Below are 19556 nucleotides of genomic sequence, written 5' to 3'. Positions count from 1 at the left end.
ATGCATGCTTACGGTGAGGAAGGTGTGCGGTTCTACACCAAACAAAAGTCCATCATGCAGCGCTGGCCCGAGAGTATTGGCAAGGGGGCGGAGTTTGTCATGCCTACCGCCAAGTGATGGCCCCCCCGCGGTCGCTCACTGCGTGTAGCTCCATGCCCCCCCCCGAGGGGGCCGCTGCGCCTGCGGGCCGGCAAAGCCGGACCCGCGGCCCCTCCGTGAATAAGAACAAGCCTGCTGCCGATTCAATTGATAAATAGCGAGACAAGCATGAGCGACAACACGTTTGACTACATCATCGTCGGCGGCGGAACCGCAGGTTGCCTGCTGGCCAACCGGCTGAGTGCCGATGCGTCCAAACGCGTGTTGCTGATCGAGGCAGGACGCAAGGACGACTACCACTGGATCCACGTGCCCGTCGGTTACCTCTATTGCATCGGCAACCCGCGTACCGACTGGCTTTACAACACCGAGCCCGACGCCGGACTGAATGGCCGCAGCCTGCGCTACCCGCGCGGCAAAACGCTGGGCGGCTGCTCCAGCATCAACGGCATGATTTACATGCGTGGCCAGGCGCGCGACTACGACCAATGGGCCGCCCTGACCGGTGACGACACCTGGCGCTGGGACAAGGTGCTGCCGGCCTTTCGCCAGCACGAAGACCACTACAAACTCGACCTCCCGAAAGGGCATCGCGGGGTGGCGGTCAACGAGAGCTTCCAGCGCCTCCATGGCCACAACAGTCAGCACAGCAACGGCCAAGGGCGCAAGATGGGTGGCGAGTGGCGTGTGGAAAAACAGCGCCTGCGCTGGGACATCCTCGATGCCTTCTCCGCTGCAGCCCAGCAGGCGGGGATTCCCGCCACCGACGACTTCAACACCGGCAACAACGAAGGTGTGGGGTATTTCGAGGTCAACCAGAAAGCCGGCTGGCGCTGGAACACCGCCAAGGCATTTTTGCGACCCGCTTGTGATGGCCGGCCGAACTTCGAGATGTGGACCAGCACGCAGGTCAGCAAACTTGTCATCGAGCGTCAGGACGACGGCAGCCAGCGCTGCATCGGCGTCGAAGTGCGCACCGGCAACGAGACCCGCACCGCGCTGGTCACGCGCGGGGACAGCTTCATCGGCGAAGTAATCCTCAGCGCTGGCAGCATAGGTTCGCCACAAATCCTGCAGCTCTCCGGTATCGGTCCGGGCGCGCTGCTGCGGCAACACGACATCCCGGTGCTGGTGGACCTGCCCGGCGTAGGCGCCAATCTGCAAGATCATCTGCAGATACGCTCGGTCTACAAGGTCAACGCGATTGCCGGCAGCAGGACGCAAAATTTCACGCTCAACACCCTGGCGAACTCGTTCTGGGGCAAGGCCAAGATCGGCCTCGAATACGCGCTTCGGCGTACCGGCCCGATGAGCATGGCGCCGTCACAACTGGGCGCCTTCACGCGCAGCTCGCCGGACCAGCCTTACCCGAACATCGAATACCACGTGCAGCCCCTGTCGCTGGACGCCTTCGGCGAGCCTCTGCACAACTTCAATGCCTTCACCGCCAGCGTCTGCAACCTGAACCCCACGAGCCGGGGCTCGGTGCAGATCAAAAGCCCGCGCTTTGACGATGCACCGGCGATTACGCCCAACTACCTGAGTACGCCCGAGGACCGGCGAGTGGCTGCCGACTCCCTGCGCGTCACGCGCCGCATCGTCGGCCAAAGCGCGCTGACCGGCTGGCAACCGGAAGAGTTCCGTCCCGGCGTGCAGTTTCAAAGCGACGAAGACCTGACGCGACTGGCCGGTGACATCGCCACCACGATTTTCCACCCGGTCGGCACCACCAAAATGGGACGGACCGACGATCCGATGGCAGTGGTGGACACACACCTGCGAGTGCGCGGCGTGCTGGGCCTGCGCGTGGTTGACGCCGGCGTGATGCCGCTGATCACCAGCGGCAACACCAACTCACCAACGCTGATGATTGCGGAAAAAGCCGCGCAGTGGATTCAGCAAGGGAAATAATACGGCCCCCACGTTCGCTCACTGCGTGTGCTCTCTGCCCCCCCCCCGAGGGGGCGCTGCGCCTGCGGGCTGGCAAAGCCAGCTCCACGGCCCCGGCTTGAATCATGAACCCCCAGGTTCGCTGACTGCATGTGCTTGCGAACCCTTGCGGCGGCACGGGGAGACGGTTGACCTCAGTGGTTTGCGTCCGGGTCGTCAAGCAGCGCGGCGATGCGCACACCGTCGAGTTGCTGGCTGCTGGCGCGCACTGTGTCAGCGCAACGCATCCAGTTGCTGACAGATCCCGTCCAGCGCTGGGTTTCGTCATCGCTCATGGGGGCAACAGAGCTGACAGCGGCCGCATAGGGCTCCGGTCCGCACCGGGCCTGGGCCTCATCAATAAACCCGCGGCGGTACGAAACCGCCGCCAGCAGGCGTTGCTCGGCCAACCAGCGCTGGCTGATGACAAACATGCTCGCCGAGGCGGTGGCGTTCATCTTGTCGAGGATGGCGCGCGGCGTCCCCAGGCTGGCCATGTAGTATTCGACGCGGCGCGAAATGCTTGCGAAACGCTCGGACGTCGGGTCCATCGCTTTGCCGTCAACTTTCACGTTGATGCGGTGCACCCCCAGGGTCGCGCCTTGCGATACGGTGCGGCTGACACCGCTCATCCAGAGGATGAAGCAGGCGCTGTAGCAGCGGGCGCCGGGTTCTACATGCGTTGCCGCATAACTTTTTTCAAGCAGATGGGCGATCCTGACGGTTTCCACCAGGTCGCCACCCGGGGAATCCAAAAAAACCGACCGCGTAAACCGCCCGAAATTATCGGGGTGGCGCACAAACTGGGCGATCTTTGCGTAGTCGCCTTGCTGGATGTTTCCCTGGATCAGCACACCCTGGCGGTGGGCCACAATGTCGGCCGCCAGGACCGGCGCCACGGCATTAAGCAACACAGAGGCAAAAAGGACAAAAGCTGCCCGTAACATGATGGTTTCCTGCTCCCCGCAGGGAGAACTTGACAGGGTCCATCGTAGGCAGGGACAGCGCGCGCGTCAGTCATCAATTACCGCAACGGCAGTAACTTAATGCCGGCCGCAGCCCGGGCAAAACACTTGGTGCAAGACCAAGACCTACTTCGCGCGCAGGGTCATGGTGTCCCCGGACAGCACCAGTTCGAAGCGGGACAGAAAACTCTGTCCCAACAGCGCAACCGAGGGGTCCGGGCCGACCAGGCCCACACCAACACGCAAACCGGAAACACGGGCCGGGCCCACAGAGACGGTCAGGCCAGGAACAGTGCGTCCCTTGAGCTCGCCGTTGGCGGTACGGAAAGTGGTCGGCTCGCCAGTCGAGAAGCCGGCTTCCCGTGCAAAGGCTTCGCTGACCACAACCAGCGATGCGCCGGTGTCGACCAGAAAGGTCACCGGCTTGCCCTCGATCTGGCCCTGCGCATAAAAGTGGCCGTCGCGGGCCCGGGCAATCGAGAGTTCCCCGGTCGCAGAGACCACCAGCGGCGGCGGCTTGAGCACCTGGCTCATCACCGCATACAGCACCCCCATGATGGCCAGCCAGAAGAGCACGATGGCCAGGGGCCCCCAGGCCAATCCTCCCCGGCCCGCTTTATCCGTGCTGTTATTGCCCATGAGGTGTCCAGGTTGGCGGCGAAATGCCGATGCCGCAACTGCGGGCCAGCAGCCATGATACGGGGCACAAGTCATGCCATCTGCCTTGATAAGGCATGCAGCAAGGCAGGGAAAATCCCGATGCATTAACCGGGTGCGCAACCTACATTGGCTGACCTGCAGGCGAGCCTCCGTGCTCGCAGAGGGGCCGAGGAGACAAACAGATCAACCAGAACAGAACAAGCATCCTTGGTGATGTTTTTTGCAAAGCGCCGGCTAGCCCGGTGCTTTTTTTTGTCTGTCGCCCACCTGAACCCGGCATCGCTGCGAGCCATCCGCTGGCCCTTCAGGCCCGATGAGACAATCCATTCATGGAATTGCTGATCGTGACGCTGGCCTCGCTGCTGGCAGGTTTTGTGGATGCCATCGTCGGTGGTGGCGGCCTGATTCTGGTGCCGGCCCTGTTTGCCGTCTTCCCCACCACCCATCCCGCCACCTTGTTCGGCGTGAACAAAGGGGCCTCGGTCTGGGGCACTGCGGTCGCCACCGTCCAATATGCCCGCCGTGTGGACATGCGCTGGTCAGCCCTGCTGCCGGCAGCAGCGGCAGGCTTTGCCGGCTCGCTGGCCGGCGCCTGGCTGGTCACCGTCATCTCACCGGGTTTCTTGCGCAAGGCGCTGCCCTTTGTGCTGCTGGCGGTGCTGCTCTACACCCTGGCCAAAAAGGAACTGGGCCGCCACCATGCACCCCGCTTCAGCGGCCATGCCGAAACCACAGCCGCCTGCTGCATCGGCCTGGGGTTGGGGTTTTACGACGGATTTTTTGGCCCAGGCACTGGCAGCTTTTTTGTATTCCTGTTTGTGCGCTGGCTGGGCTATGACTTTTTGAATGCCTCGGCATCGGCCAAGCTGCTCAATACCTCAACCAATCTGGCGGCCTTGCTGCTGTTTGCGTACAAGGGCCATGTCTGGTGGCACTTTGCGCTGACCATGGCCGTGGCCAACGTGATAGGCAGCCTGCTCGGCACTCGCCTGGCACTCAAACACGGTGCGGGTTTTGTGCGCGTGGTGTTTATCGTCGTGGTGAGCGCGCTGATCCTCAAAACCGGGTTTGACGCCTTCCTGAAATAGCAGAAATTTTTGGGGCTGAATCAGCTAGCGCGTTCCAGCGAAGAGGAGTTGCGCTTGCTGGCGTTGGTTTGCATCCAATGGCGGGGCGACTGCCCATAGCGGGAGCGAAACATGCGTGCAAAGTGTGAGCTGTCCTTGAACCCGACTCCGTGAGCAACTTCCGTGATGCTGATCGGGCCGGGGCGCTGGAGCCACTCTGCTGCCAGAGCGATGCGGCGATCCCAAAGATGGGTTGCGAAGCTGCGCCCCGTGCGATGGAACAGCTTGTCCAGATAGCGTCGGCTCACGCCAAGCTGCCTGGCCACATCCTGCGCATCGACCCGGTCTATCTGCGTGTCTATCAACGCCAATGCCCTCAGGTACGAGCGATCTGCTGATGTTTGCGCACCTGGTGGATTCATCGCCCCAAGCAGATGAGTGATGGCTACCGTGGCATGCACGTGCGCCCTGGCGTCCATCTGGAGCGAGGCCGCCGCATAGGCATGCATCACTTCTCTCACAAGAGGCTGCGCGCCTGCATCCACGTATGCAATCGCGGTCCGCCGCTCAATGTTGCGGTACAGCGAAGTCACCAGGCCGCGTGACAAGGAAACAACTACTTGCTCAAAGTCTCCATCGGCCTCCAGTGCGAAGGGCGCCGCACCGTCGATAAAGGCAAGACCTTCTGGGGCGAGCACTGTCTTGCGTCCGCCCTGTCGAAGCGCAGAGACCCCGGAAACCTGCAACAACAGCTTGAACGGCGCACTGGCCTGTGCTGGCTCTGACGATTCAATCCGCATCTGGTCACCCTTGATAACCCACACGCGGGGGGAACTGCGGGCATTGGCATTCACATCAGGTTGCATGGCGATGGGCTTTGAAAGTCGGGCACGGCACAACGAGTTCTCGGACAGCCTGTATTCTGTGCCGGAACAGACCGGCGTACCAGCACGCCGCTCCCTAGTATTCATGGCTTCGCAACTCTCCGACGTACTCCGTCAGAAAACCTCTGCCATGCCCGTTAATTCCTCCAGTTTGCCACCCGAACTCTTCTGGCTCGCTTGCACCTGTGTCATGACAGGGCTTTTTTGGATTCCCTACGTCGTCAATCGATTCAAGGAACTCGGGCCACCAGGCTGGGCCTGGTTTCCGTTGCCTGACCCGCCGCCAAGGGCACCTTGGGCAGATCGGGCGGCGCGGGCCCATCTCAATGCTGTTGAGAACCTGGTCGTTTTTGCGCCGCTGGCTGTCGCGGTGCATTGCGCTGGAGCAGCAAGCCCTGCCACGGCCATTGCGTGCCAAGCCTATTTTTGGGCGCGTTTGGCGCACTATGTCATCAGTGCAGTGGGTATGCCCATCGTCCCACGTACCATGGCATTTTTATGCGGCGTTGCCGCCCAAGTCTCGCTGGGTTGGGCCTTGGTGGTCGGGTAAAACACCAGGGCCAGACAGGTCAAACAGCACTGATGAACTCGGCGCGTTTCCGGGGTGCTGGTCGCTTACCTGCGCAGCCTCAACACGCTCAACAGCCTTGACGGGGGACTTTCCGACGCGTACACGCTATAGGGTCATCCGCAACTAATCAGGATAGACATCCAGCGCAGGCACGGCCGGCGCCAGCTTGCTCACTGCTTCGGCAATCGCCGCCGCCCTGGCGGCGCTGGCAGTCGTCGAGGCACCGCCACGCGCCGCACCCGCGCCACTGGGCGTCAGTAGGTCGGCCACATCGGCAGCCAGTCGCGGCTTGCCGACAGGCGCACCCGCCAGACCCTTTTGCACAGCCGCCAGATCAACTTCATTGGGGTAGTGACCCAACAACACGTAATCAAACACGCGCCGGGCAATCGGCGCTGCGTGAGCGGCGCCAAAGCCGGCGTTCTCCACCACCACAGCCAACGCGATCCTGGGGTTGTCTGCAGGAGCAAATGCCATGTACAGCGCGTGGTCACGCTGGTGTTCTTCGAGCTTGCGTGCGTCGTATCTTTCTTTCTGGCCCACCGTGCTGGCCTGGGCGGTGCCGGTTTTCCCGCCACTGAGGTAAGCCGCGCCCGCGAAAACCCGCGCCGACGTGCCTTCCTGCGTGACGCTCACCAGTGCCTTGCGGACGACGGCAATGTGGCCCGGCTTGTAGCCCAGGTCCTCGCCAGCACCCAGAGCCACCGGCTCGCTCACACGTGTCACCGGGTCCTGCGTGGCAATCACCAGCCGCGGCTTGTGCTTGACCCCATTGTTGGCCAGGATGGCGGTGGCCTGGGCCAGCTGCAGCATGGTGAAGCTGTTGTAGCCTTGGCCGATGCCCAGCGAAATGGTTTCGCCGGCGTACCACTTTTTCTGCTCCGGCTTCTTGTAGTAGTCGCGCTTCCAGGCTTGGCTGGGCAACACGCCCCTGACTTCGCCGTGAATGTCTATGCCCGTGATCTGCCCGAAGCTCAGCGGTTTCATGAAATCGTGCATGGCATCCACGCCCAGGTCATTGGCCAGCGCGTAGTAATAGACGTTGCTGGACTTGACGATGCTTTGATGCATGTCCACCGGCCCCAGCCCGGCGCCGTGGCTGCGAAACTGGTGCCCGCCGAACATCCACGAGCCGGTGTCGTTGGTGATGCTGCCGGGCTGGCGTTTGCCGGACTCGAGCGCCGCCATCGCCATGAAGGGCTTGTAGGTGGAGCCTGGCGGATAGGTTCCGCGCAGCGCCCGGTTCAGCATGGGCTTGTCAATCGACTCATTGAGCGCCTGCCAGCTTTCGCTGTCGATGCCGTCCACAAACAGATTGGGATCGAAAGTGGGCTTGCTGACGAAGGCCAGCACCTCGCCGGTTTTCGGGTCCAGCGCGACCAGGGCGCCGCGCCTGTCGCCAAACATGTCTTCCACAAGCTTTTGCAGACGGATGTCTATCGACAGCGTGACCGTGTGGCCTGGGGTGGCCGGGTTGCTGGCCAGCTTGCGCACCGCGCGACCACCGGCCGAGGTTTCGACCTGCTCGACGCCGGTGTTGCCATGCAGTTGCTGCTCAAAACTCTGCTCTACCCCGAGCTTGCCGATGTAGTCGGTGCCGCGGTAGTTGCCCTCCTCGTCGTTTTCCTCGATGCGCTCTTTTTCGGCCTGGTTGATGCGGCCGATATAGCCCACCACATGGCTGGCTAATTCGCCGTAGGGGTAGTTGCGAAACAAGCGCGCCTTGATGTCCACACCGGGGAAGCGGAAACGCTGGGCCGCAAAACGCGCGACCTCCTCGTCACTGAGCCGTGTGCGTATGGGCAGGGACTCGAAGTTCTTTGACTCGTCGCGCAGCTTCTTGAAGCGCCGTTTGTCACGGGCCGAAATCTCCACGAGGTGGCCCAGCGCTTCTATCGTGCCATCGAGGTCGCTGACTTTCGACGGTGTGATCTCCAGCGTGTAGGCCGAGTAGTTGGTCGCAAGTACCACGCCATTGCGGTCCAGGATCAGGCCGCGATTGGGCACGATGGGGACCACGGCCGTGCGGTTGCTCTCAGCCTGCGCGTTGAGGTCGTCATACCGGACTACCTGCAGGTAAACCAGGCGGGCAGCCACCAGCCCGAACGCCAGCAGAATCACCAGCGCGACCACCAGCACCCGCGCACGAAAGCGCGAGAGGTCGGCTTCAACGTCGCGAAGTTCAGTCATGTCAGTCGGATCTCGCGCCGGTCAATAAGTGCCCCGAATCCATGGAGATGGGCTGCAGTACCAGCCCTCCCTTTCAAGCCGGGGCCGCGGGTCCGGCTTTGCCGGCCCGCAGGCGCAACGACCCCCTCGGGGGGCAGGGAGCGACACGTAGTGCGCAACCGTGGGGGCTTCATAATGGTCTATTCTCGTCAGGATTCGGTGCTCGACGCTGCGGCGCCAGCAGCATCACGCTGACCACCGGCCACAGCAGCGACTCGGCCAGCGGCGCCAGCAGCAGCGTCCAGCCCGGGAAGATGCCGCCGCTGCTCATGCGGATGATGATCTCCACGCCGTGCGACACAAAAAACAGTGGCAGCACCTGCACGGCCTGCGACGGCACCGAAAACCACAGCAGGCGGCGATGGATCATGGTGGCGAAAAAACTGAGCGTGGTATAGGCCAGCGCGTGCTGCCCGAGCAGGGCAGACTGGTGCACGTCCATGCCGAGGCCGAACATGAAGGCCAAGCCTATGCCCACGCGTTGCGGCTGATGCACATTCCAGAACACCAGCACCAGCGCCAGAAAATCGGGCATCCAGGGCACACGCCCCAGTGGCAGCATGTCCAGCAGCAGGGCCACGATCAGGCTGGTCCAGATGAAGACCGGGTTGGCTGGCAGCAGCAGCTGCTGGCCTGAGGGCATGATCATTTGCTGCCTCCTTTTTTGACCGGTGCGGCCGCTGGTGCGGGCTCGTCAGCCGGGCGCGGCGGAATCTGCCCCGAGACTGGCTTGATCACCATCACATGACGGGCCGCGCCGACCAGCGCTTGTGGCGTGCAGTAAATACGCGCAAAAGCCGACTCGGCACGGCGCTCGATGCGTTCGATTCTGGCGACCGGCAGGCCTGGCGGATAAACGCCATCGACGCCGCTGGTGGTGAGCAGGTCACCCTGCTGGACATCCGAATTGCTGCCCATGAAACGCAGCTCCAGCCCGCCGCCAGAGGTCGTCGGCTCGCCGTACGCCACACTGCGCGCGCCGGTGCGGGCATTGAGCACGGGGATGGCCAGCTCGCGGTCTATGACCAGCGTGACCTCGCTGACCAGCGGGTGCACCCGGGTCACCTGTCCCAGCACGCCGGACTCGTCCACCACGGGCGAAGCCAGCTCAACGCCGTGCGCCAGGCCTTTGTCGATGATCACCTTGCGGGTGTAGGGGTCGGGCGCGTCGTACAGCACCTCGGCGGCCAGGCCGTCGATGGCTTTTTGTTCACGCAGATCCAGCAACTTGCGCAGCCGCGCGTTTTCCAGTGCAAGCTGCTCGACCTGGCCCGCCCGCAACGACTGCTGGGCAAGTTTCTGGCGGGCCGCCTCCTCGCTGGTTTTGGCCTGGTTCAGGGCGGTGAAATAACCGCCGCCGTATTGAGCCGCACGCACCGGTTGCAAGGCCAGCCACTGCACCGGGTACAACGCCGTGGCAAACGCGGCGCGTATCGGCTGGGTGACCTTGAAGCGCATGTCAGCCACCATCAAAAACAGGGCAAGCGCACTGAAAAACATCAGTTTGGACAAAGCCGACGGCCCCTGCCGGAAGAAGGGGGGTGGGGTTCTGTCGAGGGTTCCTAAGGGCATGGTCTGCGGTCAATCATGCGCCCATCCGGCTGCATCAAGAAGGAGGATGCGTCAGTACTGCAGGCCGGAAGTAGCGGAACAAAATGAAAGTGATGGTTTCGTGCACAGGGCAAGGCGCCAGCCGCAGCGAAGGCTATACGCCTTCGCAAGGGTTGCAACGCCGCCATGGGTGCGAAGACGCGCTTTCATGTTTCGATATTTTCGGGTTGCAGTACTGGGTTATTCCGACGTGAAGATGGAACCCAGTCGGTCCATGCGCTCCAGCGCAATGCCACAACCGCGCACCACGCAAGTCAGCGGGTCTTCGGCCACCAGCACCGGAAGGCCGGTTTCTTCGGCCAGCAGACGGTCCAGGTCGCGCAGCAGGGCGCCGCCGCCGGTCAGCATCATGCCGCGGTCGGCGATGTCGGCGCCCAGCTCGGGCGGCGTGTGCTCCAGCGCGGTTTTCACGGCGCTGACGATGTTGTTGAGCGGGTCGGTCAGGGCCTCAAGAATTTCGTTGCTCGAAATGGTGAAGCTGCGCGGCACGCCTTCGGAGAGGTTGCGGCCCTTGACTTCCATCTCCTTGACCTCGGAGCCGGGAAAAGCCGAACCGATGTTTTTCTTGATGGCTTCGGCTGTTGGCTCGCCGATCAGCATGCCGTAGTTGCGGCGGATGTAGCTGATGATGGCTTCGTCGAAACGGTCACCGCCGACACGCACACTGCCCTTGTAGACCATACCGCCCAGCGAGATCACGCCGACCTCGGTGGTGCCGCCGCCGATGTCGACCACCATGGAGCCGCTGGCTTCGCTCACGGGCAAACCGGCGCCTATGGCGGCAGCCATCGGCTCTTCGATCAGGTACACGTCGCTGGCGCCAGCACCCAGGGCGCTTTCACGAATCGCGCGGCGCTCGACCTGGGTCGAGCCGCAGGGCACGCAGATGATGATGCGCGGGCTGGGCTTGAAGAAGCTGCGCGGATGCACCATCTTGATGAACTGCTTGAGCATCTGCTCGGTGACGGTGAAGTCGGCGATCACGCCGTCTTTCATCGGTCGGATGGCTTCGATATTCCCCGGCACCTTGCCGAGCATGGCCTTGGCTTCGTGGCCGACGGCCTGGATGGTTTTTTTGCCTTGCGGGCCGCCTTCGTGGCGGATCGCGACCACCGAGGGCTCATCCAGCACAATGCCCCTGTCACGCACAAAAATCAGGGTGTTGGCGGTACCCAGGTCAATCGCCAGGTCGGTGGAAAAGTACCGACGGAAAGTTTCAAACATGTTGGGGGTCCGGTTTTGTTGTGGGCACGGGGCAAACTTCGTTGCCCTGTCGCCTTTTATGATGAATCAAATGAGCGCGTGAAAATGGAAGGACGAAACAGTCTGACATTTGACAAATAACGCCTGAAGCGTGCATCCAGCCGTGATAACACACCAAAGGCGGGATAATAACGCATCCCCTGTGAGTCACTGGCCGGTACACGGCCGATTATTTCACCTTTACACCCGGTTTCAGCTGCAGTTTTAACCCCCATGGCATTGACATCCGAAGACATCAAACGCGTCGCCAATCTGGCGAGGCTGGAATTGCGTCCCGACGAGACAGACCGCGTGCTCGGCCAGCTCAACGGCTTTTTTTCGCTGGTGGCGCAGATGGACGCGGTCGACACCGACGGCGTCGAACCGCTGGCGCATCCCGCCGCAGTCCTGGGCCAGGTGGCGCTGCGCCTGCGCGACGACATCGCCAGCGAGCCGAACCAGCGCGAGCAAAGCCAGAAAAGCGCGCCTGCCGTCGAGCGCGGCCTGTTTCTTGTCCCCAAAGTGATTGAATAAGCGATGAGCACCGACCTGCACGACCTCAGCGTCGCCCAGCTTGCAGCCAAACTCGCCGCCCGGGAAGTCTCCAGCGTTGAAGTGACGCAGCACTTTCTGGCCCGCATTGAACAACACGCCAGCCTGGGCGCCTTCCTCGCGAGCGACAGCGCGGTGTCGCTAGCCCAGGCCAAAGCCGCCGATGCGCGCCTGGCTGCCGGCGAGCGCACGCCGCTACTCGGTGTGCCGCTCGCACACAAGGACCTGTTTGTCACCCGCGATTTCCCCTGCACCGCTGGCTCGAAGATGCTGGAAGGCTATCTCAGCCCGTTTGACGCCACCGTGGTCGGCAAGCTGGCCGGCGCAGGCATGGTCACCCTGGGCAAGCTCAATTGCGACGAGTTCGCCATGGGCTCGGGCAACGACAACAGTGCGTACAAGCCGGTGCTGAACCCCTGGGACCGCGCGCGGATCCCCGGTGGCTCGTCGGGCGGCAGCGCAGCCGCTGTGGCAGCGCGCATGGTACCGGCCGCGACGGGTACCGACACCGGCGGCTCCATCCGCCAGCCGGCCTCGCTCAGCGGGATTACCGGCATCAAGCCGACCTACGGCCGTTGCTCGCGTTACGGCATGGTGGCGTTTGCCTCCAGCCTGGATCAGGCCGGGCCGATGGCGGGCTCCGCGCTGGATTGCGCGCTGCTGCTATCCAGCATGGCCGGCCCGGACCTCGACCGCGACTCGACCTCGCTGGACCTGCCCGTCGTTGACTACGCTAGCAATTTGATAGCTGATAGTGCAGGCGGGACGGGGGCTGAAGGTCTAAAAGGCTTGAAAATCGGGCTTCCCCGACAGTTTTTCGGCGCTGGCTGTTCCGCCGACGTACTCAAGGCGGTGCGCAGCGCGCTGGCCGAGTTCGAGAAGCTGGGCGCGACCCTGGTTGACGTTGATCTGCCACTGACCGAGTTGTCGATCCCGGTGTATTACGTGATTGCGCCGGCCGAAGCCAGCAGCAACCTGAGCCGCTTTGACGGTGTGCGTTACGGCCACCGGGCCGCCAGCTACGGCGACTTGACCGACATGTACAAAAAGTCGCGCAGCGAAGGTTTTGGTGACGAGGTCACGCGCCGCATCATGATCGGGACCTATGTGCTCTCGCACGGCTATTACGACGCCTATTACCTGAAGGCGCAGAAGATCCGCCGGCTGATCGCCGAAGACTTTCAGAAGGCCTTTACGCAGTGCGACATCATTGCCGGCCCGGTCTCGCCAACGGTCGCCTGGAAAATCGGCGAAAAGTCCGACGACCCGGTCGCCAGCTACCTGGCCGACATCTACACGCTGTCGTCGAGTCTCGCGGGCCTGCCAGGCATGAGCGTGCCGGCCGGCTTTGGCGCGCACAACATGCCGGTCGGGCTGCAGCTGATCGGCAACTACTTCGAGGAAGCGCAGTTGCTCGGTGCGGCGCACCAGTTCCAGCTCGCAACCGACTGGCATACGCGCCGGCCCCCAGGCATTTGAGTGATTGACATGAGCCAGACCCACCCTACCGTCAACCCCTTTGCCGAGGCGCAGGCCGGCCGGCCCACCGGCCCGCTGGTGCAGGGCTACGAAGTCATCATTGGTTTTGAAACCCATGCGCAACTGACCACGCAATCGAAAATTTTCAGCCGCGCGCCCACCAGTTTTGGCGCTGAGCCGAATACCGCCGCATCGGCGGTGGATTTCGCCTTGCCCGGTGCGCTGCCGGTGATGAACAAGGGCGCGGTGCAGCGCGCCATCGAGTTCGGTTTGGCGGTGGATGCCCACATTGCCGAGTGCAGCGTGTTTGCGCGCAAGAATTATTTCTACCCTGACCTACCCAAGGGCTACCAGATCAGCCAGTTTGAAATCCCGGTGGTGCAAGGCGGCAAGGTCGAGTTTTTTCTTGATGGCGAGAAGAAGTCGGTGCGCCTGGTACGCGCCCATCTGGAAGAAGACGCCGGCAAGTCGCTGCATGAAGACTTCATCGGCATGAGCGGCATTGACCTGAACCGCGCCGGCACGCCGCTGCTTGAGATCGTCACCGAGCCGGACATGCGCTCCTCCGCCGAAGCCGTGGCCTACGCCAAAGAGCTGCACAAGATCGTGACCTGGATAGGCATTTGCGACGGCAACATGCAGGAGGGCAGCTTCCGCTGCGATGCCAACGTGTCGGTGCGCAAACCCGGCGATCCCCTGGGCACACGCCGCGAGATCAAGAACCTGAACAGCTTTCGCTTCATGCAGCAGGCCATCGATTACGAAGTGCGCTGGCAGATTGAGCAGATCGAGGAGGGCAAGGCTATCCAGCAGGCGACTGTGCTGTTTGATCCGGACACCGGCGAAACACGCGCCATGCGCACCAAGGAAGACGCGGCGGATTACCGCTACTTTCCGGATCCGGACTTGCCGCCTTTGGTGATTTCACGCGAGTGGGTGGAGACAACGCGCACGGAAATGGCCGAGCTGCCGCGCGTGATGGCCGCACGTTTCGTGCGGGACTACGGGCTGCCCGAGTACGATGCCGGCCAGCTCACGCAGAGCAAGGCGGTGGCGGCTTACTTTGAAGCTGTTGCCGTCGGCAGCAAACAAGCCAAGCTGGCCAGTAACTGGGTGATGGGTGAACTGTCGCGCCGCCTGAATACCGAGGACAAGGCTATCGAGGCGTCGACCGTGAGCGACTTGCAACTGGCGCGCCTGATCAGCCGTATCAGCGATGGCACCATCTCCAACAACGCCGCCAAACAGGTGTTTGACGCTTTGTGGACCGGCGAAGGCGGTGAGGTCGACGCCGTCATCGAAGCCAAAGGCCTCAAGCAGATGAGCGACACTGGTGAACTCGAAAAAATCATCGATGCCGTGCTGGCCGCCAATGCCAAAAACGTCGAGGAAGTTCGGGCCGGCAACACCAAGGCCATGAACGCACTGGTCGGCCAGGCCATGAAGGCCACCAAAGGCAAGGCCAATCCGGCGCAGGTCAACGAATTGCTGAAGAAGAAGCTGGGTTGAAGCGGCTTCGGGGTGCTACAAAAATAGTAGCTACTCACGCCCAATCAGCAAGGGCGGAAGTCATTTTTTATCTGAAACTCATCTTTTTGCCGCGTTGGCAGAAGCCGCTGCTGTGGCCTCGCTCCAGAACGGTCTGAGCTTGGCGAGCTGGTCATCAAAACGCTGGTTCACGCGTTTTTTCTCCGCCTCCTGCTCGGCCATAAAACGCTTTTGCTCGGCCACACTGCTGTCGTTTTCGTCCAGCCGGCGCTTCAGGGAGATCGGCGCGCGGCCTGGCGTGGCCTTGTAAAACTCAAGCTCGCCCTGGATGGCCTTGCGCTGCTCGACCAGTTCCTGGGCGCGTTTGACCGAAGCCTTGATGGCTTCCTCGACCTGGACCAAGGCTGCGGCGCGCTCCTTGTCGTGCGCGGCACGGTCCGGGTAGCGTGTCAACAGGGCACGGTCGCGCTTTTTCTCCTCGGCTTCCCGCGCCCTCTGCTCGGCGGCGGCCTTTTCCTTGACCTCCACCGCTGCACGCTCATCGGTTGTCAGCATGGGGGCAATTTCGCGCTTGACCATGCCCGAGCCCGAGAGCTGCTTTTGCGTGCGGTCCATACATTCCGCAATCGGCCGGTCGGCCGTGATCCTGCGACCCTTGCCGTCAATGCAACTGTAGATGCCCGACGACGCTGGTTGCGCCACTGCCAGACTGCACAGGGAGACGGCTAGCAGGGTCGCAGTGTTCAGCTGCAGGGGCATATGCTTGACTCCTCAATCAACGCCGTAACGTTGTCGGTACGCCAGGACGTGCTGGTAATGGGTCTGAAGCCCATCGTCGCCGTTCGGTCCCCCGCTGTCCTGTGCCACGGGAACCGCCTTTTCCAGATACTGCAGCAAGTCGGTCAATCGGGCAATCGCGAAAACGTGCAGTCCCAGTTGATTGTTAACGTATTGCACGGCACTGTAGTTGACGTCCAACCCGTTTTCCGTCGCCTTTTCCTGACGGTCCAGCGCAATGGCCACCGCATGCGGCGTCGCGCCAGCGGCGCGGATGATGGCAATCGACTCGCGGGTGGCGGTGCCAGCCGAAATCACGTCGTCGATGATCAGCACCCGCCCCTTGACTGGCGCACCAACCAGCGTGCCACCTTCGCCATGGTCCTTGGCTTCCTTGCGGTTATAGGCAAACGGCACATTGCGGCCCATCCGGGCCAGTTCCACAGCCACAGCGGCGGCGAGCGGGATGCCCTTGTAGGCGGGGCCAAAAATCATGTCGAATTGCAGGCCGCAGGCTTTTTCTTCCAGCAGCAGACCACGCGCATAAAATTGCGCGAGGCGACCAAGCTTGGCACCGTCATCAAACAGACCTGCATTGAAAAAGTAGGGGCTCATGCGGCCCGCCTTGGTCTTGAACTCGCCAAAGCGCAGTACGCCGGACGTGATCGCGAACTGCACGAATTCCTGCGCCAGCGCCCGGCCTTCGTCGTTCAACATGCCGTCCTGCGCTGGTGCACCCGTTGTTATGCTCATTGGAGTCCCATGTTTAAGTTGACCAGCCTGAACCTCAATGGCATCCGTTCCGCCGCCACCAAAGGCATGACCGAATGGGTGGCCCAGACCCAGCCGGATTGTATTTGCATGCAGGAACTGAAGGCCCAGGCCGCTGACGTGGCCGGGCGCTTCGAAGAAATTGCCGGCCTCAAGGGCCACTTTCACTTTGCCGAGAAAAAGGGTTATTCCGGCGTCGCCGTGTACAGCCGCCACGAGCCCAGCGACGTGATCACCGGCTACGGTTCACACGAGTTTGATGCCGAAGGCCGCTATGTGGAGCTGCGCTTTGACCGGCCCGGCCGCAAGCAGGCGCCCAAACTGTCCATCATCAGCTGCTACTTTCCCAGCGGCTCCTCCGGCGAAGACCGGCAGGCGGCCAAGTTCCGCTTTCTGGCCGAGTTTTACCCTTACTTGGCCCAACTTAAAGAAAGCCGCGACTTCGTGCTGTGCGGCGACATCAACATTGCACACCAGGAAATCGACCTGAAAAACTTCAAAGGCAATAAAAAGAACAGTGGCTTTCTGCCCGAGGAGCGCGCATGGATGTCCGAACTGCTGCGTGATGCGGAGGCGGCCGAGGATGCGCTCGATGACCTCACCGAAGGCACCGGCCGGCCCGCGACAAAAGCCACCCGCGGCGGCGGCATGGTCGATGTCTATCGCAAGCTGCAGCCCAGCACCACCGACGAGGCCTACACCTGGTGGAGCAACCGCGGCCAGGCTTATGCCAAGAACGTTGGCTGGCGGCTGGACTACCACCTGGCAACGCCAGCCGTGGCAGCACTTGCCAAAAGCGAAACGATCTACAGGGCGCAGCGTTTTTCCGACCACGCGCCTATCACCGTCGATTACGACCTGAGTCTGTAGAGGCAGTTTTGATGGCACATTTGCTATCGAAATAATAGCTATCTGTACCCGTCAGTTATGGGCTGACGGCAGTTTTGATACAGAATCACAGCTACTGACGTCAACGCGCCATGGCGCCCAGTTGGCCGGCGAACTTGAGCCTGTCGAAGGAACGAAGGGCGCCCCCCCCACGAACCAGGCTTGACGTGCTCAGCACGACGGAAATCTGCTACCGCACCGGGCGCCACAACAAAACCTTAGCCCTCCACCACACTGCGCGACACCACCGGCGGCGCGTCCAGCAAATGAAATGCGAGTTTGCGATCCCGCAGCGCGACGTCGCCCGCCGTGACGCGGTCAAAGCGCCGCAAATGTTCGGTCCATGACTCGTCGGTGATCTGTTCAATGTAACGGCCGGGGTCGGTGATGTCGCGCAGCAGCTCCCACGCCAGCGCGCCCTGGCGCAGGCGGCTGCGCCGGCTTTCCTGCATCAGCGCGCGAAACTCCTCCGCCTTGGCCGGATCAATCTGGTACTCAATGGTGACCCGTACATGGCCGGTCAGAGGCGGGGCTGCCGCGCTTGGCGCTTTGAACTCGCGCGAGGGTGTCATGTCTTCCTCGATGCTGCGGTCTTTGAAGAACCACTGGGTGGCGAGGTTGGCCAGCGCGCCGGTCAAAGCCGCCACCAGCATGGCGGTCGGCACGCTGCTCAGCGTAGCCACCTGACCCCAGACCGCCGCGCCGGCAGCGCTGGCGCCCATGATGGCCATCTGGAAGATGGACATGCCGCGCGCCCGCACCCAGTCCGGCAGCGCAACCTGGGCCGACACGCTCAAGGTGTTGGCCGTGGCCAGCCAGGCCGCACCGGCCAGTGCCATCGCCGGTGCGGCGACGTACACATGGGGCGCGAGGGCCACCAGCGCGGTGGCGACGGACTGCAGCAGCACGCCACCCAGCACCAGTGCATCACGTGACAGGCGCTGACGCAAGCGCGGCAGCACAAACACCAGCGCGATCGCGCCCACGCCCATGGACGCCAGCAGCAGCGTGAAGCTGCCGGCGCCGCCGCCCAGCCTGCGCGCGACCAGCGGCAACAGGGCCAGCAAGGCAGTGGAATGAAAGAAAAACAGCGCCACGCGCAGCATCACCGCCCGCAGGCGGGCCGACTGCCGCACGAACTGCACGCCGACGCGCATCGCGCTGATGAGGCGCTCGCGGCCCAGTGGGCTGGGCACATGTTCGCGGCGCCAGCGCATGATGACAAAGCCAGAAATCAGCGACAACATCGCGTTCAGCACAAACACATATTCGCTGCCAGCGCCGGCGATCAGCGCGCCGGCCACCAGCGGCCCGATGATGCGCGAGGCATTCATGGCCAGACCGTTGAGCGCCAGCGCCGCCGGCAGTTGCGTGCGCGGCACCAGCTCGGGCACGATGGCGGCAAACACCGGCCAGCGCATCGCCAACCCCACGCCGTTGGCAAAGGTCAGTGCCAGCAACAACGGCGCGGTCATGCCGCCCATTACGATGGTGATGCACAGGATCACCGCCACTGCGGCCACCCAGAACTGCGTGATGATGAAGTAGCGCCGCCGATCCAGAATGTCGGCCAGTGCGCCGCTGGGCAGGCCCAGCAAAAACACAGGCAGGGTCGAGGCGGATTGCACCAGCGCCACCCAGATCGGTGACGTGGTCAACGAGGTCATCAGCCAGGCGGCCGCGACGTCATTCATCCACATGCAGATGTTGGCGGTCAGCCAGGTGAACCACAACATCCGGAACACCGGGGACCCCAGCGGCGCCCAGGCAGACAGGGGAGGCGCCCTGGGAGAAGCAACGGGAGGTGTGTCGACGCCGGGGGTGGGATCAGGCATTAACCTATTGTCCCCAAACTTTCACTGGCCGTCCCGGCGGCCAGCGATCACCCGCAGTTCACTCGCCCTTGAGTTCCCAGATGCGGCCGATCTGGGCCGACAGCTCCATCGGATCAAACGGCTTGTGGATGACTTCAATGGCGCCCAGCGCCATGTACTGGGCCACTTCCGCGGCCTGCACCTTGGCGGTCATGAAAATCACCGGCGTATTCGCAGTAGCGGGCAATTCACGCAGTGCTTTCAGCGTGCTCGGCCCATCCATGCCTGGCATCATCACGTCCAGCAACAGCAGGTCAGCGGCTGCACCGGGCGCGGCGGCCAGGGCCTCGCTGCCGGAAGCGCAGGCAATCACGGTGAAACCGCCGACGGCTTCCAGCGCCATCTGGGCAACCATGCGGATATCGGGTTCGTCTTCCACATACAGGATGCGGGCAAGTGGTTTGGGCATCAGGTGTCCTTGTCAATCTCTGCGGCAAGTATGCAGTCCAAACCACATACCCGCAACCAAT

Annotated in this window: 18 protein-coding genes; 7 read left to right on the top strand and 11 right to left on the bottom strand. The window is 62.6% G+C overall.

Features of this window, described 5'->3' with window-relative positions; genetic code table 11:
• Positions 1–267 precede the first annotated feature (267 nt).
• Entirely contained in the window at positions 268–2010 is a 1743-nt protein-coding gene (locus H0W47_RS06655; RefSeq protein ID WP_296922108.1) for a GMC family oxidoreductase, read from the top strand.
• A 173-nt stretch (positions 2011–2183) separates the two neighbouring features.
• Here the strand turns inward: H0W47_RS06655 and H0W47_RS06650 are convergent, their stop codons facing one another.
• Together H0W47_RS06650 and H0W47_RS06645 are read right to left on the bottom strand one after the other, a co-directional pair.
• Positions 2184–2975, bottom strand: a complete 792-nt coding sequence (locus H0W47_RS06650) for a hypothetical protein (RefSeq protein ID WP_296922106.1) — start codon at positions 2973–2975, stop codon at positions 2184–2186.
• A gap of 144 nt (positions 2976–3119) precedes the next feature.
• On the bottom strand, positions 3120–3632 hold the full coding sequence (locus tag H0W47_RS06645) for a TIGR02281 family clan AA aspartic protease (RefSeq protein ID WP_296922104.1): 513 nt from the start codon (positions 3630–3632) through the stop codon (positions 3120–3122).
• 350 nt (positions 3633–3982) lie between these two features.
• On the opposite strand from H0W47_RS06645, the gene H0W47_RS06640 reads away from it, so the two are divergent.
• On the top strand, positions 3983–4741 hold the full coding sequence (locus H0W47_RS06640; protein ID WP_296922102.1) for a TSUP family transporter: 759 nt from the start codon (positions 3983–3985) through the stop codon (positions 4739–4741).
• Positions 4742–4761: 20 nt separating this feature from the next.
• Here the strand turns inward: H0W47_RS06640 and H0W47_RS06635 are convergent, their stop codons facing one another.
• Positions 4762–5586 (bottom strand): helix-turn-helix domain-containing protein, encoded by an 825-nt coding sequence (locus tag H0W47_RS06635; protein ID WP_296922101.1) that lies wholly within the window; start codon positions 5584–5586, stop codon positions 4762–4764.
• Here H0W47_RS06635 and H0W47_RS06630 point away from each other — a divergent pair.
• Positions 5585–6154: an MAPEG family protein gene (locus H0W47_RS06630; RefSeq protein ID WP_296922099.1), complete on the top strand. Its 570-nt coding sequence runs from the start codon at positions 5585–5587 to the stop codon at positions 6152–6154. The two genes, H0W47_RS06635 and H0W47_RS06630, sit on opposite strands and share 2 nt — an antisense overlap.
• Before the next feature lie 144 nt (positions 6155–6298).
• On the opposite strand, the gene mrdA is transcribed toward H0W47_RS06630, so the two are convergent.
• The 4 genes from mrdA to H0W47_RS06610 form a co-directional block, all read right to left on the bottom strand.
• Entirely contained in the window at positions 6299–8365 is a 2067-nt protein-coding gene (gene mrdA / locus H0W47_RS06625) for a penicillin-binding protein 2 (protein WP_296922097.1), read from the bottom strand.
• A gap of 169 nt (positions 8366–8534) precedes the next feature.
• Positions 8535–9053: a rod shape-determining protein MreD gene (mreD, locus tag H0W47_RS06620; protein WP_296922094.1), complete on the bottom strand. Its 519-nt coding sequence runs from the start codon at positions 9051–9053 to the stop codon at positions 8535–8537.
• Positions 9050–9976: a rod shape-determining protein MreC gene (gene mreC / locus H0W47_RS06615; protein ID WP_296922092.1), complete on the bottom strand. Its 927-nt coding sequence runs from the start codon at positions 9974–9976 to the stop codon at positions 9050–9052. Before mreC ends, mreD begins: the two co-directional genes overlap by 4 nt.
• 219 nt (positions 9977–10195) lie before the next feature.
• Complete coding sequence (locus H0W47_RS06610; RefSeq protein ID WP_077592290.1) at positions 10196–11239, bottom strand: rod shape-determining protein; 1044 nt, start codon at positions 11237–11239, stop codon at positions 10196–10198.
• Positions 11240–11491: 252 nt separating this feature from the next.
• On the opposite strand from H0W47_RS06610, the gene gatC reads away from it, so the two are divergent.
• From gatC to gatB, 3 genes are read left to right on the top strand one after another with little or no spacing between them, the layout of a single operon-like run.
• The gene (gene gatC, locus H0W47_RS06605) at positions 11492–11791 is read left to right on the top strand and encodes an Asp-tRNA(Asn)/Glu-tRNA(Gln) amidotransferase subunit GatC (RefSeq protein WP_296922091.1); all 300 of its coding nucleotides are present in this window, start codon (positions 11492–11494) and stop codon (positions 11789–11791) included.
• 3 nt (positions 11792–11794) lie between these two features.
• The gene (gene gatA / locus H0W47_RS06600) at positions 11795–13288 is read left to right on the top strand and encodes an Asp-tRNA(Asn)/Glu-tRNA(Gln) amidotransferase subunit GatA (protein ID WP_296922088.1); all 1494 of its coding nucleotides are present in this window, start codon (positions 11795–11797) and stop codon (positions 13286–13288) included.
• A gap of 9 nt (positions 13289–13297) precedes the next feature.
• Positions 13298–14797, top strand: a complete 1500-nt coding sequence (gene gatB / locus H0W47_RS06595) for an Asp-tRNA(Asn)/Glu-tRNA(Gln) amidotransferase subunit GatB (RefSeq protein WP_296922086.1) — start codon at positions 13298–13300, stop codon at positions 14795–14797.
• A 78-nt stretch (positions 14798–14875) separates the two neighbouring features.
• Here gatB and H0W47_RS06590 read toward each other — a convergent pair whose 3' ends face one another.
• Both H0W47_RS06590 and pyrE read right to left on the bottom strand, forming a co-directional pair.
• On the bottom strand, positions 14876–15535 hold the full coding sequence (locus tag H0W47_RS06590) for a DUF4124 domain-containing protein (protein WP_296922084.1): 660 nt from the start codon (positions 15533–15535) through the stop codon (positions 14876–14878).
• 12 nt (positions 15536–15547) lie between these two features.
• Positions 15548–16306, bottom strand: coding sequence for an orotate phosphoribosyltransferase (gene pyrE / locus H0W47_RS06585; RefSeq protein ID WP_296922082.1), 759 nt, complete (start codon positions 16304–16306; stop codon positions 15548–15550).
• 9 nt (positions 16307–16315) lie between these two features.
• Between pyrE and H0W47_RS06580 the strand changes: the two genes are divergently transcribed.
• Positions 16316–17194: an exodeoxyribonuclease III gene (locus H0W47_RS06580; RefSeq protein ID WP_296922079.1), complete on the top strand. Its 879-nt coding sequence runs from the start codon at positions 16316–16318 to the stop codon at positions 17192–17194.
• A gap of 236 nt (positions 17195–17430) precedes the next feature.
• On the opposite strand, the gene H0W47_RS06575 is transcribed toward H0W47_RS06580, so the two are convergent.
• Positions 17431–19047: an MFS transporter gene (locus H0W47_RS06575; protein WP_296922077.1), complete on the bottom strand. Its 1617-nt coding sequence runs from the start codon at positions 19045–19047 to the stop codon at positions 17431–17433.
• Between the two features lie 58 nt (positions 19048–19105).
• Positions 19106–19495: a response regulator gene (locus H0W47_RS06570; RefSeq protein WP_296922075.1), complete on the bottom strand. Its 390-nt coding sequence runs from the start codon at positions 19493–19495 to the stop codon at positions 19106–19108.
• Between the last annotated feature and the right edge of the window lie 61 nt (positions 19496–19556).

Source organism: Polaromonas sp. (assembly GCF_013817205.1).
Classification (GTDB): Bacteria; Pseudomonadota; Gammaproteobacteria; order Burkholderiales; family Burkholderiaceae_C; genus Polaromonas.
The sequence above is the reverse complement of the archived record's forward strand: the minus strand, read 5'-3'. Positions and strand labels throughout refer to the sequence as shown.